Genomic DNA, 14,441 nt, shown 5'->3' on the forward strand with positions numbered 1-14,441 from the left:
CTCGGGGCCCCGCGAGGGCCTTCATTCGTCCTACGAATGATCATTTCCGCAGGTCAGGTAAGCCTTACCTGAGTGACGCACGGCACCGACCACGCCGTGGACGTCGCTTGTCAGTCCGAGATTAATTACGCAACAATGGCGTTGTGAAAAACGTTGGCGCGGCTCCGGTGGAGGAACTCGCGACCCGAGAGCGTTCCACGCGCAACCGGGTCGCGCGGTCGATCCTGGACCACGGTCCCTCGACCGTCGCCGATCTGGCCGGGCGGCTCCGCCTCACCCAGGCGGCCGTCCGCAGGCACCTCGACTCGCTGGTCGCCGAGAAGGTCGTCGAAGCCCGTGAGAAGCGCGTCTACGGGACCAGGGCCCGCGGCCGCCCCGCGAAGATCTTCGCGCTCACCGACTGCGGCAGGGACGCCTTCGACCAGTCGTACGACTCCCTGGCCGTCGAGGCGCTCCGCTGGATCGAGCGCAACGCCGGTGGAGAGGCGGCCGTCGCCGCCTTCGCCCGCGACCGGATCGAGGCCCAGGGCAGCGCGTACCGCGAGGCCGTCGAGGCGGCCGAGCCCGCGCAGCGGACCGAGGCGCTCGCCAAGGCCCTGACGGCGGACGGGTACGCTGCCACTGCGCGGAACGCGCCGGTCGGCGAGCAGCTCTGCCAGCACCACTGCCCGGTCGCGCACGTCGCCGAGCAGTACCCCCAGCTGTGCGAGGCGGAGACGGAGTACTTCTCCCGCCTCCTGGGAACGCACGTCCAGCGTCTGGCCACCATCGCGCATGGTGACGGCGTCTGCACCACGTTCATCCCGCACAGCGCCCCACAGGCCACCCCTTCAGCATCCGCCAGTACCGCCGGGAGGAACCCCGCATGACCACCGAGATCAGCCACCCCGAGCTTGAGGGCCTGGGTCGGTACGAGTACGGCTGGGCCGACTCCGACACGGCCGGTGCCACCGCCAAGCGTGGCCTCAACGAGGACGTCGTCCGCGACATCTCCTCGAAGAAGAACGAGCCCGAGTGGATGCTGAAGCTGCGTCTCAAGGGTCTGCGGCTCTTCGGCAAGAAGCCCATGCCCACCTGGGGCTCCGACCTCTCCGGCATCGACTTCGACAACATCAAGTACTTCGTGCGCTCCACCGAGAAGCAGGCCGCTTCCTGGGAGGAACTGCCCGAGGACATCAAGAACACGTACGACAAGCTCGGCATCCCCGAGGCCGAGAAGCAGCGCCTCGTCGCCGGTGTCGCCGCCCAGTACGAGTCCGAGGTCGTCTACCACCAGATCCGCGAGGACCTGGAGGAGCAGGGCGTCATCTTCGTCGACACCGACACCGCGCTGAAGGAGCACGAGGAGCTCTTCCGCGAGTACTTCGGCACGGTCATCCCGGTCGGCGACAACAAGTTCGCCTCCCTGAACACGGCCGTGTGGTCCGGCGGCTCCTTCATCTACGTGCCGAAGGGCGTGCACGTCGAGATCCCGCTCCAGGCCTACTTCCGTATCAACACGGAGAACATGGGCCAGTTCGAGCGGACGCTGATCATCGTCGACGAGGACGCCTACGTCCACTACGTCGAGGGCTGCACCGCCCCGATCTACTCCTCGGACTCGCTGCACAGCGCCGTCGTCGAGATCATCGTCAAGAAGGGCGGCCGCTGCCGCTACACGACCATCCAGAACTGGTCGAACAACGTCTACAACCTGGTGACCAAGCGCGCCGTCGCCTACGAGGGCGCCACCATGGAGTGGGTCGACGGCAACATCGGCTCCAAGGTCACCATGAAGTACCCGGCCGTCTACCTCATGGGCGAGCACGCCAGGGGCGAGACCCTCTCCATCGCCTTCGCGGGCGAGGGCCAGCACCAGGACGCCGGCGCCAAGATGGTCCACATGGCCCCGAACACCTCCTCCAACATCGTCTCCAAGTCGGTGGCGCGAGGCGGCGGCCGCACCTCCTACCGCGGTCTCATCGAGATCGGCGAGGGTGCCCCGGGCGCCAAGTCCAACGTGCTCTGCGACGCGCTGCTCGTCGACACGATCTCCCGCTCCGACACGTACCCCTACGTGGACGTGCGCGAGGACGACGTCTCCATGGGCCACGAGGCCACCGTCTCCAAGGTCTCCGAGGACCAGCTCTTCTACCTGATGAGCCGCGGCCTCACCGAGTTCGAGGCCATGGCGATGATCGTCCGCGGCTTCGTCGAGCCCATCGCCAAGGAACTCCCGATGGAGTACGCGCTGGAGCTCAACCGGCTGATCGAGCTGCAGATGGAAGGCGCGGTCGGCTAGCAGCCACCGCACCCGCAGCGACCGAATTCCACGTACGCAGGAAGAGAGCAACACGACAGCCATGGCTGAGGCTCAGCAGAACATCCCGGCGGGCTCCACCACCGCCGGCTCGATCGCGGTGGCCGCCGATTCCACCGTCGCCACGCGCATGAGCGCGCCCCCGTCCTTCGACGTCGCGGACTTCCCCGTCCCGCACGGCCGCGAGGAGGAATGGCGGTTCACGCCGCTCGAGCGCCTCCGCGGTCTCCACGACGGCACCGCCGTCGCCTCCGGCGAGGGCGTCAAGGTCGAGATCGAGGCCCCCGAGGGCGTCACCGTGGAGACCGTCGGCCGTGAGGACGAGCGCCTCGGCAAGGCCGGCACGCCCGTCGACCGCGTCGCCGCCCAGGCGTACTCCTCCTTCGAGAAGGCCTCGGTCGTCACCGTCGCCAAGGAGACCGTCCTCACCGAGCCGATCCGCATCGCCGTGCACGGCCAGGGCGGGGTCGCCTTCGGCCACCAGGTGATCGAGCTCGGCGCCTTCGCCGAGGCCGTCGTGGTCATCGACCACACCGGCGACGCGGTGTTCGCCGCCAACGTGGACTACGTCCTCGGTGACGGCGCCAAGCTGACCGTCGTCTCCGTCCAGGACTGGGACGAGAAGGCCGTCCACGTCGCCCAGCACAACGCGCTGGTCGGCCGCGACGCCTCCTTCAAGTCGGTCGTCGTCACCTTCGGCGGCGACGTCGTCCGCATCCACCCGCGCGTGGCGTACGCGGCCCCTGGCGGCGAGGCCGAGCTCTTCGGCCTGTACTTCACCGACGCCGGCCAGCACCAGGAGCACCGCCTCCTGGTCGACCACAACACCCCGCACTGCAAGTCCAACGTGGCCTACAAGGGCGCGCTGCAGGGTCAGGGCGCGCACGCCGTCTGGATCGGTGACGTGCTCATCCAGGCCGCCGCCGAGGGCACCGACACGTACGAGCTCAACCGGAACCTGGTCCTCACGGACGGCGCCCGGGTCGACTCCGTACCGAACCTGGAGATCGAGACCGGCGAGATCGCCGGCGCCGGTCACGCCTCGGCCACCGGCCGCTTCGACGACGAGCAGCTCTTCTACCTGATGTCCCGCGGCATCCCGGAGATCGAGGCCCGCCGCCTCGTCGTCCGCGGCTTCTTCGCGGAACTGGTCCAGCAGATCGGTCTGCCGGACGTCCAGGAGCGCCTCCTCGCCAAGATCGAGGCCGAGCTGGAGGCCTCCGTCTGATGGCCTTCGTCCGAGTCTGCGCACTGAGCGAGCTGGAGGCCGACACCCCGAAGCGGGTCGAGGTCGACGGCACGCCGGTGTCGGTCGTGCACACCGAGGGCGAGGTGTACGCGATCAACGACATCTGCTCGCACGCGAACGTCTCCCTCTCGGAGGGCGAGGTCGAGGACTGCGCCATCGAGTGCTGGCTGCACGGGTCGAGCTTCGACCTGCGCACCGGCAAGCCCTCCGGCCTTCCCGCGACGCGCCCCGTCCCCGTATACCCCGTAAAGATCGAAGGGGACGATGTGCTCGTCTCCGTCACCCAGGAGTCCTGAGTCACCCATGGCAACGCTTGAAATCCGCGACCTGCACGTCTCCGTCGTCGTCGAGAACGGCACCAAGGAGATCCTCAAGGGCGTCGACCTGACCGTGAAGCAGGGCGAGACCCACGCCATCATGGGCCCCAACGGGTCCGGCAAGTCGACCCTCGCGTACTCGATCGCGGGGCACCCCAAGTACACGATCACCAGCGGCACCGTCACGCTCGACGGCGAGGACGTCCTGGAGATGTCGGTCGACGAGCGCGCCCGCGCCGGCATGTTCCTGGCCATGCAGTACCCGGTCGAGGTCCCCGGCGTCTCGGTCTCCAACTTCCTGCGCACGTCGGCGACGGCGATCCGCGGCGAGGCCCCCAAGCTGCGCACCTGGGTGAAGGAGGTCAAGTCCGCGATGGAGCAGCTCCAGATGGACCCGGCCTTCGCCGAGCGCAACGTCAACGAGGGTTTCTCCGGCGGTGAGAAGAAGCGCCACGAGATCCTCCAGATGGAGCTCCTCAAGCCGAAGATCGCGATCCTCGACGAGACGGACTCCGGCCTGGACGTCGACGCGCTGCGTCAGGTCTCCGACGGCGTCAACCGTGTCCGCGAGACCGGCGAGGTCGGCACGCTGCTGATCACGCACTACACCCGGATCCTCCGCTACATCAAGCCCGACTTCGTGCACGTCTTCTCCGGCGGCCGCATCGTCGAGTCCGGCGGCGCCGAGCTCGCCGACAAGCTGGAGAACGAGGGCTACGAGGCCTACAGCACGAAGGGTGGCGCATCCGCGTGACATCTGCCCATCAGGGGCTCTCCGGCCTCCTCGACACCGAGGCGATCCGCAAGGACTTCCCGCTCCTGGATCGCGTGGTCCACGACAACAAGAAGATCGTGTACCTCGACTCCGCGGCGACCTCGCAGAAGCCGCGGCAGGTCCTCGACGCGCTCAACACGTACTACGAGCGTCACAACGCCAACGTCCACCGCGGCGTCTACACGGTCGCCGAGGAGGCGACGGCGCTGTACGAAGGCGCCCGTGACAAGGTCGCGGCCTTCATCAACGCGCCGAGCCGCGACGAGGTGATCTTCACCAAGAACGCCTCCGAGTCGCTCAACCTCGTGGCCAACATGCTGGGCTGGGCCGACGAGCCCTACCGCGTGGACCACGAGACCGAGATCGCCATCACGGAGATGGAGCACCACTCCAACATCGTGCCGTGGCAGCTGCTCTCGCAGCGCACGGGCGCGAAGCTGAAGTGGTTCGGCCTCACCGACGACGGCCGTCTCGACCTCTCGAACATCGAAGAGGTCATCACCGAGAAGACCAAGATCGTCTCGTTCACGCTGGTGTCGAACCTGCTGGGCACGATCAACCCGGTCGAGACGATCATCCGCCGCGCCCAGGAGGTCGGTGCGCTCGTCTGCATCGACGCCTCGCAGGCGGCCCCGCACATGGTCCTGGACGTGCAGGCGCTCCAGGCCGACTTCGTGGCCTTCACCGGCCACAAGATGTGCGGCCCGACCGGCATCGGCGTGCTGTGGGGACGGCAGGAGCTCCTGGAGGACCTGCCGCCCTTCCTCGGCGGCGGCGAGATGATCGAGACCGTCTCGATGCACTCCTCGACGTACGCGCCGGCCCCGCACAAGTTCGAGGCGGGTACGCCCCCGATCGCCCAGGCCGTCGGCCTCGGCGCGGCCGTGGACTACCTGTCGGCGATCGGCATGGAGAACATCGCGCGCCACGAGCACGCGATCACCGAGTACGCCGTCCGGCGCCTCCAAGAGGTCCCGGACCTGCGGATCATCGGCCCCACCACGGCCGAGGACCGCGGCGCGGCGATCTCCTTCACGCTGGGCGACATCCACCCGCACGACGTGGGCCAGGTCCTCGACGAGGAGGGCATCGCGGTCCGGGTCGGCCACCACTGCGCGCGGCCGGTCTGCCTCCGGTACGGAATTCCCGCGACCACGCGAGCGTCGTTCTATCTGTACTCCACCCCCGGTGAGGTCGACGCCCTCGTCGCGGGTCTGGAGCACGTACGGAACTTCTTCGGGTAGGGGATTCTCGTGAAGCTGGATTCGATGTACCAGGACGTCATCCTGGACCACTACAAGCACCCCCACGGGCGCGGTCTTCGGGACGGCGACGCCGAGGTGCACCACGTCAACCCGACGTGCGGCGACGAGATCACGCTCCGCGTGAAGTACGACGGCTCGCGGATCGAGGACGTGTCGTACGAGGGCCAGGGCTGTTCCATCAGCCAGGCCTCGGCCTCCGTCCTCAACGAGCTGCTCGTCGGCAAGGAGCTGGCCGAGGCGCAGAAGATCCAGGGCACCTTCCTGGAGCTGATGCAGTCCAAGGGCCGGATCGAGCCGGACGACGCGATGGAGGAGATCCTGGAGGACGCGGTCGCGTTCGCCGGGGTGTCCAAGTACCCGGCCCGGGTGAAGTGCGCGCTGCTCAGCTGGATGGCGTGGAAGGACGCGACCGCCCAGGCGCTGGGCGACGACGAGAAGTCTGCGAGGAAGTCGGCATGACCGAGAACGCCGAGGCCACGATGAAGCCGGCCTCCGAGGAAGAAGTCCGCGAGGCGCTGTACGACGTCGTCGACCCCGAGCTGGGCATCGACGTCGTCAACCTGGGTCTGATCTACGGCATCCACATCGACGACTCGAACGTCGCGACGCTGGACATGACCCTGACGTCGGCGGCCTGTCCGCTGACCGATGTGATCGAGGACCAGGCGAAGTCCGCGACGGACGGCATCGTCAACGAACTGAAGATCAACTGGGTCTGGATGCCCCCGTGGGGCCCGGACAAGATCACGGACGACGGCCGCGAGCAGCTCCGCGCGCTCGGCTTCAACGTCTGATCCGCTGATCCATGACGTGTGGAACGGCCGTGCCCTTCGGGGCACGGCCGTTTCGCGTGTCCGGGATCAGTACAGGCCCGCGGCCCGGGCGAGGTCCGGGGCCAGGTTCTCCTTGCGGATGCGCAGGTCGACGTAGAGCAGGGCCGTCACCAGCGGGGGGAAGACGGACACGACCAGCTGGCTGACCAGCTGCCCGACGAGCAGGAACGCGAAGACCACCGCGAAGGCGGCGATCACCGCGCCCGGGCTGTCGCCGGAGAAGTCGACGGCCGCCAACGGTGCCGACGCCACCAGCGAGAGGATCTGCTGGATGAACCAGCTGACGAAGGCGGCCGCGAGACCGACGAGCAGCAGGATGCCGCAGGAGCGCCACCAGGAACCGCGGATCAGGGCCGAGGAACGGCGCATCGAGGCGATCACGCCCCGGCCCTCCATCACCGCCGCCGCCGGGGCCAGGCTGAACTTCACCCAGAGCCAGAGCACGAGCGGGGCGACGAGCAGAGCGGCGAACGCCGCGCCGACGAAGGCCGTGAGCACCAGGGTCAGCGGGCCGCCCCCGAGGGAGGCCAGCAGGGCGATGAACACCGCCGTGAACACCGCCGCCATGAGCAGCATCGGCAGGCTCGTCAGGATCACCGTGCCGAGGACGGCCGGCATCCGGGCCCAGGACCGGTGCCACAGCGCGCCGAAGGAGGTCGGCCGGCCGAGGACGGCCTCCTGGACCACGGCCGGGCTGGCGGCGGCGATCACGGCGCCGGCGCAGAGGATCGCGATCAGGCCGGCGACCCAGACGCAGGCGAACGCGACGATCAGCGGGCGGACGTCCTCCCAGCGCGGTTCCTGGCCGGCCGGGAGGTCGAACACGGCCGGGAAGAGGTCGCCCACGGCCGCGAACGCGATGCCGATGGCCGCGCCCAGGAACACGAGCGCCACGCCGTAGACGGCGGCCGTGACGCCGAGGAGCTGCTTCCAGTAACGGCCGAAGGTGATGAAGGCGCCGCCGAGGATCGAGCCGAAATCGAGCGGCGCCAGGGGTATCACGCCCGGCTTCGGCGGCGGGGGTGGCGGCGGATAGCCGTAGCCGTAGGGCGGGCCTGGGGGGAACGTCATGCGGGACACCGTATAGGCCGCCGATGTGTACGCCCGTACGCAGTCCTGTGTACGCTCGTACACATGGGTTACGGACTTCTCGCGGGCGCCATCGCGGCCGAGATACTCGCCACCACCTCGATGAAGTACAGCGAGGGCTTCACCAAGCTCTGGCCCTCGATCGTCACCGGCGCCGGCTATCTGATCGCCTTCGCGCTCCTGGCGCAGGCCCTCAAGACGCTCCAGGTCGGCACCGCGTACGCCATCTGGTCGGGGGTCGGCACCGCCGCCGTCGCCACCATCGGCATCCTCTTCCTCGGCGAGACCCTCAGCCTCGCCAAGGTCGCCGGGATCGTCCTCATCGTCGCCGGGGTCGCCGTCCTCAACCTCGGCGGCGCGCACTGATGGGCCGGCCCCGCCGTCACGACCCCGACCGGCGGGAGCGGATCGTCGACGCGGCCCTCCGGGTGGCCGGGCGGTCCGGGATCGCCGGGCTCAGCCACCGCACGGTGGCCGCGGAGGCGGACGTGCCGCTCGGCTCGACCACGTACCACTTCGCCTCCCTCGACGAACTCCTCGTCGCCGCGCTCCGCAAGGCCAACGAGGGCTTCGGGCGGCTGCTGCGCGAGAGCCCCGCCCTCGCCGCGCGGGACACCGACCTCGGGGCCGTGCTCGCCCGCCTCCTGGGGGAGTGGACGGGCGGGGAACGCGCCCGCGTGGAGCTGGAGTACGAGCTCTACCTCGCCGCCCTGCGGCGCCCCGCGCTCCGCCCCGTCGCCGCCGAGTGGACCGAGTCCGTCGTCGCCGCCCTGGCCCACCGCACCGACCCCGCCACTGCCCGGGCCCTGGTCGCCCTCATGGACGGCATCTGCCTCCAGGCCCTGCTCACCGGCGGCTCCTACGACGAGGAGTACGCGCGCGTGATGCTGACGCGGATCCTGAACGAACCACCGAACTCCCCGGCCCGGGACCTGTCGGAACCGCCGACGCGGTCGACCGACACCTGAGACCGGTTGGCCCGCGCGGGGCCCCGCCGGTTAGGTTTTCCGTCATGACCACTGCTCCTCGCACCACCGGCGCCGTCGCCGCCGGCCTCGCCACCATCGCCGGCGACGGCACCGTTCTCGACACCTGGTTCCCCGCTCCCGAGCTGACCGACGCGCCCGGCCCCGCCGGCACCGAGCGGCTCACCCCCGACGAGGCCGTCAACGCCCTCGGCGAAGGCGCCGCCAAGGCCCTCGGCGTCGACGCCCGCCGTGGCGTCGAGGTGGTCGCCGTCCGTACCGTCATCGGCTCGCTCGACGAGAAGCCGCTCGACGCCCACGACGCCTACCTGCGTCTGCACCTGCTCAGCCACCGCCTCGTCAAGCCGCACGGCCAGAGCCTGGACGGCGTCTTCGGCCTCCTCGCCAACGTCGCCTGGACCTCGCTCGGGCCGGTCGCCGTCGACGACATCGAGAAGGTGCGGCTCAACGCGCGCGCCGAGGGCCTGCACCTCGCCGTGACGAGCATCGACAAGTTCCCGCGGATGACGGACTACGTCGCGCCCGCCGGGGTCCGGATCGCCGACGCCGACCGGGTCCGCCTCGGCGCCCACCTCGCCGCCGGCACCACCGTCATGCACGAGGGCTTCGTCAACTTCAACGCCGGCACCCTCGGCACCTCCATGGTCGAGGGCCGGATCTCCGCCGGTGTCGTCGTCGGCGACGGCTCCGACATCGGCGGCGGCGCCTCCACCATGGGCACCCTCTCGGGCGGCGGCAACGTCGTCATCTCGATCGGCGAGCGCTGCCTGATCGGGGCCGAGGCGGGCGTCGGCATCGCGCTCGGCGACGAGTGTGTCGTCGAGGCCGGTCTGTACGTCACCGCGGGCACCCGGGTCACGATGCCGGACGGCCAGATCGTGAAGGCCCGCGAGCTCTCCGGCGGCTCGAACATCCTCTTCCGCCGCAACTCGGTCACCGGCGCCGTCGAGGCCCGCCCGAACAACGCGGTCTGGGGCGGACTCAACGAGGTTCTCCACAGCCACAACTGAGCTGGTGACTCTGCGTCAATGTCTCCGTTAGACAGGCGCAGAGTCACTGCACGCAGGCAAGGCGAGGAGTCGACATGAGGATCAAGCCCACAGCCATCGGGGTGCTCACGGTGGCGGCGGTGCTGCTCCAGGCCGGCGCGGCCCGCGCGGACGAGACGCACACCAACAGTGGGCCCACCGTGAACAACGGCCCCAGCATCGTCCTCCACACCGGGCAGATCGACGACCCGCTGGAGGACGTCCTGGAGCACGCGGCGATCCTCGGCAGGACCTACACCACCGACGCCGCCTGAACCAGCCTCTCGTGCGCCGCCCGCAGCCCGTCGACCGTCTCCCGGTCGGCGGGCTGCAGCGGTTCGCGCAGCGGTCCGCCGAGCAGCGCCTTGGCGGTCACCGTGCCGGGCAGGCCCGAGGCCATCATCAGCTCGGCCAGCGGCAGCGTCAGGGCGTTGAGCCGGATCGCCTCCGCCGGGTCGTCCGCGTCGAAGGCGTCGAGGACGGCACGGAGCTGCCGTGGCGCCACGTTCGCCACCGTACTGACGTAGCCGGCGCCGCCGACCGCGTACAGCGGCAGGTTCAGCTCCTCGCAGCCCGAGTAGTACGCGAGCGGGGTCTCCGCGATCAGCCGGGCCGAGGCCAGGAGGTCGTACGAGCAGTCCTTCACGGCCACGATCCGCGGGTGCTCCGCGAGACGCCGCATCGTCGCCGGCTCGACCCGGGTGCCGGTGCGCCCGGGGATGTCGTAGACCATCACCGGCAGGCCGGTCGCGTCCGCGACCTTCAGGAAGTGCGCCTCGACGGCCGACTGCGGCGGGCGGCTGTAGTACGGCGTGACGACGAGCAGCCCGTCCGCCCCCGCCCGCTCGGCCTGGCGGGCCAGCTCGACGGTGTGCCGGGTGTCCGCGGTGCCGACACCGGTGAGGACCGAGGGGCCGGGCCCCACCGCCTCCCGGACGGCCCGGACGAGCGCGGCCTTCTCGGCGTCGCTGGTGGTCGGGGACTCGCCCGTGGTGCCGTTGAGGACCAGCCCGTCGCACCCCTGCGCCACGAGACGGACGGCGAGGTCCCCCGCCGCGTCGAGGTCCAGCGCGCCGGCGGGGGTGAACGGGGTGATCATCGCGCAGAGGGCGCGGCCGAAGGGGCGTTGAGTGCTCATCCCGGAAGTCTGGCCGCACCGGATGGTGAAGGTCCACTTAGATCTGCTTGGTTCGAGAGGTAAGCGTGACTGAAGGGTGGGGTGGGGTGACCGGTCTCTGGAGCGCCGGCCCGAAGCCGTTCAGAGCGCCGGCTCGAAGCCCGTTCGGAGCGCTGGCTCCAAGCCCGTTCAGAGCGCCAGCTTGAAGCCGTCGTGGCTGCGCGTGAAGCCCAGGGAGGCGTAGAAGCGGTGGGCCTCCGTCCGCTCCTTGCCGCTGGTGAGCTGGACCAGCGCGCAGCCGCGCTCCCGGGCCCGCGCCACGGCCCGCTCCATCAGCTCCCGGCCGAGACCGCCGCCGCGCCGGTCCGCCCTGATCCGGACCGCCTCGATCAGGGCCCGCTCGGCTCCGCCCTTGCCCAGCCCCGGGATGTACGTGGCCTGGAGGCAGCCCAGGACGAGGTCCCCGTCGAGCAGGACAAGGATCTCGTTGCGCGGATCGGCCTCGATGGCCGCGAAGGCCCGCTCGTACGCCTCGGTGACGGTGATCGAGGCGGGGTCCACCACCGTCCGTTCGTCGGCCAGGAGGGCGAGGACGGACGGCAGTTCGGCGCGGGTGGCGGGGCGAAGGATCATGGTCCGCAGTCTCGCACGGGGCGGAGGCTTGACCTCAAGCTTGGTTGAGGGGCGACGGTGGAGGCATTCCGAGAACGAGAAGAGGAGCCCCTTCATGAACGCCGTCGCACACCCCGACGCCCGCACCGACTTCCACCGCCCCGGAGTCGGCGCCGTCCTCGCCAGTACCTGGCGGGTCGGCACCCCCGAGCGCCAGCGCGCCGCCGTCGAGGCGATCCGCACGACCTGGGAGAGCAGGGAGTGGCCCGCCCTGGGGCTGCTCTCGTACAGCGTGTACACCGGCACGGACGGGGACACGCTCCTGCACTACTCGCAGTGGACCACCGAGCAGGCCTACGAGGACTTCGTCCTGACCTACCGCGGCGACCGGAACGCCGAGATCGACGCGGCCGTGCCCGGCATCGAGCGGGTGGTGCTCCACCGCTACGCGCCGCCGTACCGCTCCCGCGTCCTCGACGAGCCGAGCGCGCGGGCACTGCCCGGGGCCGTCGCGGTCGTCGAGGTCGACTTCGAAGGGCCCGACCACGAGCGTCAGAAGGACTGGGTGGACACCGTGTTCACCGCCATGGACGGCGACGCGGGGAAGCGGCCCGCCCACGGGGGGATCGGCGCGCACTTCCATCTGTCCACCGACGGCACCCGCGTCCTGAACATGGCCGAGTGGGAGAGCGAGGAGGCCCACACGGAGTGGCTGGACGCGCCGCTCGACGGGGCCTGGGCGCGGGTGCACCGCTACCCGGGGCTCGCCGCCAGCCGGGTGCGGCGGTACACGCCCGCGCTCAGCCTGAGCGCGGGCGTGTGACGAGAGCGGACGAGACCGGACGAGACCGGACGGTCCTGCGTCCTACGTCCTACGGGCGGAAGCGCAGCACCTGCGGGTCGTGGTCGCTGTCCTGGTCGGCGAACTCGGCGTTGATGTGGACGCTGTCGTACTCGAAGTGACGCACGCCGGGGCTGGTCAGGATCTGGTCGAGCACCTGGCTGTTGCCCTGGTAGACGTACGAGTAGCGCTCACCGCGCGGCAGCGACTTCACGGCCGGGTACAGCACGTCGCCGTCCGTCAGCGCCTCCGTCGTCCCGGAGAACTCGAAGTCGTTGATGTCGCCCACGACGAGGACGTCGGCCTGCTTCTCCAGCGCGACGATGTCCTTCACGAAGGCGTTCACCGCCTGCGCCTGGAGCAGTCGCTTCGCCTCGGAGGAACGGTTCGGCGGCTGGTGGTGCGAGGTCAGGCCCTCGTCGCCGCCCTTCGAACCGAAGTGGTTGGCGATGACGAAGACCGTACGGCCGCGGAAGACGAACTCGCCCGCGAGCGGCTTGCGGCTGCTCTCCCAGGCGGTGTTCGCCGGGTCGATACGGCCGGGGGAGACGGTCAGCGCGGCGTGGCCCTTGCTGCCCGTCACCGCGGTGGCGGAGGTCGCGTCGGTGCCCGCGCGGTCCGTGAAGGAGACCCGCTCGGGGTTGAAGAGGAAGACCTGACGGATGTTGCCGCCGGGCTCGCCGCCGTCCTTGTTGTTCTCCGGGTCGACCGAGCGCCACTCGTACGTTGGGCCGCCGGCCGCCAGGATCGCGTCCGTGAACTTCTTCACCGTCAGGTCGGCGGCGACCGTGCCGTCGTTCTTGGCGCCGGTGTTGTCCTGGATCTCCTCCAGGGCGAGGATGTCGGGCGAGGCGAGGTTGTCGACGACCGCCTTCGCGAGCGCGTCGAACTTCGCCTGCGGGTCGCTCGGGTCGAGGTTCTCCACGTTGTACGTGGCCACGGCCAGCTCGTTCTTGTGCTGCCTGTCCGTGCTCTCGCGCTCGAGGCCCCGGTCGGTGACCGTGCCGAGGGTGCGGGCCGTCAGCGTGTAGCCGCCGAACTGGTTGAAGTCGAGCGGGCCCTCGGTCGTGCCGGTCAGCTGGTCGCCCACGTTCGCCTTGGGGAACGGCTGCTGGGCGAGCGGGGTCAGCGACTGGATCTGGAGCCGCCCGGTGTTCTGCGACTCGTACGAGCCGTAGACCGTGCCCCCGCGCCAGTTGCGGTTCTCCCACGGCTTCACCGTCACCCACAGCTCCGCGTAAGGGTCGGTGGCGCCGACCACGCGCGAGGAGCCGATCCGGACGTTGGTGCCCTCCAGGGACTCGTAGTAGTCCAGGGCGTACGTCTCCGGGTCCAGCGTCAGGCCGTTGATCGAGCCGGCGGCCGCCGGGTCGCCCTCGGGGGCGTACGCGTCGGGGACGGACCAGGCCGAGATCGTCACGGGGGCCGGGACGGCGTTGCCCTTCGAGACCACGGTGACGACCGGCTTGGAGAGCTGCGTCAGCGACTGGTTGCCCGAGTTCAGACCACCGGGGACGTACTCGGTGACCGTGCCGTTCAGGCTGACCGCGTCGCCGACGGCGACCGTCGGGACGGAGCTGGTGAAGACGAAGAGGCCCTCGCTGGTGGCCGGGTTCGCGTCGGCCTCGGGGTCCTGGATCCAGAATCCGCGCGAGCCGTAGGTACGCACACCGGTGACGATGCCCGTGACGCCGGTGACCTGCTTGCCGACGAGCGGCGAGACGCGGGTCGTGCCCTGGATGTCGTGGACGCGGACAACGGCGGCGTCCTCGGCGGCGGCGCTCGACGAACCGGCGAGCAGACCCGCGGCGATGGCCGAGGCGACGACAGCGGCGACCGCGGCGGATCGCGCGACGGTACGGCCGGCAGATCTCGGTATGGAGGAAGGCATCAGGGGTACTCCGAGGGTGCTGGAGGAACGACAGAAGCATCTACGCGCGTCAATCTCTTGGCAGAGCGCCCAACTTGTCAAGAGTCGACGGGTGTACGAAGGCTGACGGGTCCGTGAACCGCCGGACCTCCCCCCGGAT

17 protein-coding genes are annotated in these 14,441 nt (G+C 70.0%); 13 read left to right on the top strand and 4 right to left on the bottom strand.

The features are described from left to right. The first annotated feature begins 143 nt into the window (after positions 1-143). The 8 genes from ACIRB7_RS31670 (at position 144) to ACIRB7_RS31705 (ending at position 6,699) form a co-directional block, all read left to right on the top strand. Positions 144-869 (top strand): helix-turn-helix transcriptional regulator, encoded by a 726-nt coding sequence (locus ACIRB7_RS31670; RefSeq protein ID WP_403605610.1) that lies wholly within the window; start codon positions 144-146, stop codon positions 867-869. Then, positions 866-2,281, top strand: coding sequence for a Fe-S cluster assembly protein SufB (sufB, locus tag ACIRB7_RS31675; RefSeq protein ID WP_403605613.1), 1,416 nt, complete (start codon positions 866-868; stop codon positions 2,279-2,281). Before ACIRB7_RS31670 ends, sufB begins: the two co-directional genes overlap by 4 nt. A gap of 61 nt (positions 2,282-2,342) precedes the next feature. Beyond that, entirely contained in the window at positions 2,343-3,527 is a 1,185-nt protein-coding gene (gene sufD, locus ACIRB7_RS31680; RefSeq protein ID WP_403605616.1) for a Fe-S cluster assembly protein SufD, read from the top strand. Then, positions 3,527-3,844: a bifunctional 3-phenylpropionate/cinnamic acid dioxygenase ferredoxin subunit gene (locus tag ACIRB7_RS31685; protein WP_030692512.1), complete on the top strand. Its 318-nt coding sequence runs from the start codon at positions 3,527-3,529 to the stop codon at positions 3,842-3,844. The genes sufD and ACIRB7_RS31685 overlap by 1 nt, the downstream gene beginning before the upstream one ends. Before the next feature lie 7 nt (positions 3,845-3,851). Further along, positions 3,852-4,619 (top strand): Fe-S cluster assembly ATPase SufC, encoded by a 768-nt coding sequence (sufC, locus tag ACIRB7_RS31690; RefSeq protein ID WP_351212893.1) that lies wholly within the window; start codon positions 3,852-3,854, stop codon positions 4,617-4,619. Continuing rightward, on the top strand, positions 4,616-5,884 hold the full coding sequence (locus ACIRB7_RS31695) for a cysteine desulfurase (RefSeq protein WP_360782725.1): 1,269 nt from the start codon (positions 4,616-4,618) through the stop codon (positions 5,882-5,884). The genes sufC and ACIRB7_RS31695 overlap by 4 nt, the downstream gene beginning before the upstream one ends. Before the next feature lie 9 nt (positions 5,885-5,893). Further along, a complete protein-coding gene (gene sufU, locus ACIRB7_RS31700) occupies positions 5,894-6,364 on the top strand; it encodes a Fe-S cluster assembly sulfur transfer protein SufU (protein ID WP_403605620.1) in 471 nt (156 codons plus the stop codon). Next, the gene (locus ACIRB7_RS31705) at positions 6,361-6,699 is read left to right on the top strand and encodes a metal-sulfur cluster assembly factor (protein ID WP_017238620.1); all 339 of its coding nucleotides are present in this window, start codon (positions 6,361-6,363) and stop codon (positions 6,697-6,699) included. Before sufU ends, ACIRB7_RS31705 begins: the two co-directional genes overlap by 4 nt. A 66-nt stretch (positions 6,700-6,765) precedes the next feature. On the opposite strand, the gene ACIRB7_RS31710 is transcribed toward ACIRB7_RS31705, so the two are convergent. Then, positions 6,766-7,809 (bottom strand): oxidoreductase, encoded by a 1,044-nt coding sequence (locus ACIRB7_RS31710; RefSeq protein ID WP_403605623.1) that lies wholly within the window; start codon positions 7,807-7,809, stop codon positions 6,766-6,768. Between the two features lie 63 nt (positions 7,810-7,872). On the opposite strand from ACIRB7_RS31710, the gene ACIRB7_RS31715 reads away from it, so the two are divergent. The 4 genes from ACIRB7_RS31715 (at position 7,873) to ACIRB7_RS31730 (ending at position 10,116) form a co-directional block, all read left to right on the top strand. Then, positions 7,873-8,193, top strand: coding sequence for a DMT family transporter (locus tag ACIRB7_RS31715; RefSeq protein WP_403605626.1), 321 nt, complete (start codon positions 7,873-7,875; stop codon positions 8,191-8,193). Next, complete coding sequence (locus ACIRB7_RS31720) at positions 8,193-8,795, top strand: TetR/AcrR family transcriptional regulator (protein WP_403605629.1); 603 nt, start codon at positions 8,193-8,195, stop codon at positions 8,793-8,795. Before ACIRB7_RS31715 ends, ACIRB7_RS31720 begins: the two co-directional genes overlap by 1 nt. Positions 8,796-8,839: 44 nt before the next feature. Next, positions 8,840-9,823: a 2,3,4,5-tetrahydropyridine-2,6-dicarboxylate N-succinyltransferase gene (gene dapD / locus ACIRB7_RS31725; protein WP_403605632.1), complete on the top strand. Its 984-nt coding sequence runs from the start codon at positions 8,840-8,842 to the stop codon at positions 9,821-9,823. 74 nt (positions 9,824-9,897) lie between these two features. Next, a complete protein-coding gene (locus ACIRB7_RS31730; RefSeq protein ID WP_403605635.1) occupies positions 9,898-10,116 on the top strand; it encodes a hypothetical protein in 219 nt (72 codons plus the stop codon). Here ACIRB7_RS31730 and dapA read toward each other — a convergent pair. Beyond that, positions 10,095-10,979 carry a 4-hydroxy-tetrahydrodipicolinate synthase gene (dapA, locus tag ACIRB7_RS31735; protein WP_403605638.1) on the bottom strand — a complete coding sequence of 295 codons (885 nt, stop codon included), beginning with the start codon at positions 10,977-10,979 and terminating at the stop codon, positions 10,095-10,097. The genes ACIRB7_RS31730 and dapA overlap by 22 nt on opposite strands. 168 nt (positions 10,980-11,147) lie before the next feature. After that, positions 11,148-11,591: a GNAT family N-acetyltransferase gene (locus tag ACIRB7_RS31740; RefSeq protein ID WP_403605641.1), complete on the bottom strand. Its 444-nt coding sequence runs from the start codon at positions 11,589-11,591 to the stop codon at positions 11,148-11,150. 94 nt (positions 11,592-11,685) lie between these two features. On the opposite strand from ACIRB7_RS31740, the gene ACIRB7_RS31745 reads away from it, so the two are divergent. Next, the gene (locus ACIRB7_RS31745; RefSeq protein WP_403605644.1) at positions 11,686-12,393 is read left to right on the top strand and encodes an antibiotic biosynthesis monooxygenase; all 708 of its coding nucleotides are present in this window, start codon (positions 11,686-11,688) and stop codon (positions 12,391-12,393) included. Positions 12,394-12,442: 49 nt separating this feature from the next. Here the strand turns inward: ACIRB7_RS31745 and ACIRB7_RS31750 are convergent, their stop codons facing one another. Continuing rightward, positions 12,443-14,302 (bottom strand): endonuclease/exonuclease/phosphatase family protein, encoded by a 1,860-nt coding sequence (locus tag ACIRB7_RS31750; protein ID WP_403605647.1) that lies wholly within the window; start codon positions 14,300-14,302, stop codon positions 12,443-12,445. Positions 14,303-14,441 lie beyond the last annotated feature (139 nt).

Origin of the sequence: Streptomyces sp. NPDC093795 (genome assembly GCF_044764665.1) — a bacterium.
GTDB lineage: Bacteria > Actinomycetota > Actinomycetes > Streptomycetales > Streptomycetaceae > Streptomyces.

Excerpts from the sequence above, each read along its gene's own strand:
- ACIRB7_RS31685 (WP_030692512.1), top strand. The coding sequence starts at position 3,527 with ATGGCCTTCGTCCGAGTCTGCGCACTGAGCGAGCTGGAGGCCGACACC.
- ACIRB7_RS31705 (WP_017238620.1), top strand. The coding sequence starts at position 6,361 with ATGACCGAGAACGCCGAGGCCACGATGAAGCCGGCCTCCGAGGAAGAA.
- ACIRB7_RS31750 (WP_403605647.1), bottom strand. The coding sequence starts at position 14,302 with ATGCCTTCCTCCATACCGAGATCTGCCGGCCGTACCGTCGCGCGATCC.
- ACIRB7_RS31730 (WP_403605635.1), top strand. The coding sequence starts at position 9,898 with ATGAGGATCAAGCCCACAGCCATCGGGGTGCTCACGGTGGCGGCGGTG.
- sufB (WP_403605613.1), top strand. The coding sequence starts at position 866 with ATGACCACCGAGATCAGCCACCCCGAGCTTGAGGGCCTGGGTCGGTAC.
- dapA (WP_403605638.1), bottom strand. The coding sequence starts at position 10,979 with ATGAGCACTCAACGCCCCTTCGGCCGCGCCCTCTGCGCGATGATCACC.
- sufD (WP_403605616.1), top strand. The coding sequence starts at position 2,343 with ATGGCTGAGGCTCAGCAGAACATCCCGGCGGGCTCCACCACCGCCGGC.
- ACIRB7_RS31715 (WP_403605626.1), top strand. The coding sequence starts at position 7,873 with ATGGGTTACGGACTTCTCGCGGGCGCCATCGCGGCCGAGATACTCGCC.
- ACIRB7_RS31740 (WP_403605641.1), bottom strand. The coding sequence starts at position 11,591 with ATGATCCTTCGCCCCGCCACCCGCGCCGAACTGCCGTCCGTCCTCGCC.
- sufC (WP_351212893.1), top strand. The coding sequence starts at position 3,852 with ATGGCAACGCTTGAAATCCGCGACCTGCACGTCTCCGTCGTCGTCGAG.
- ACIRB7_RS31745 (WP_403605644.1), top strand. The coding sequence starts at position 11,686 with ATGAACGCCGTCGCACACCCCGACGCCCGCACCGACTTCCACCGCCCC.
- dapD (WP_403605632.1), top strand. The coding sequence starts at position 8,840 with ATGACCACTGCTCCTCGCACCACCGGCGCCGTCGCCGCCGGCCTCGCC.
- ACIRB7_RS31720 (WP_403605629.1), top strand. The coding sequence starts at position 8,193 with ATGGGCCGGCCCCGCCGTCACGACCCCGACCGGCGGGAGCGGATCGTC.
- ACIRB7_RS31710 (WP_403605623.1), bottom strand. The coding sequence starts at position 7,809 with ATGACGTTCCCCCCAGGCCCGCCCTACGGCTACGGCTATCCGCCGCCA.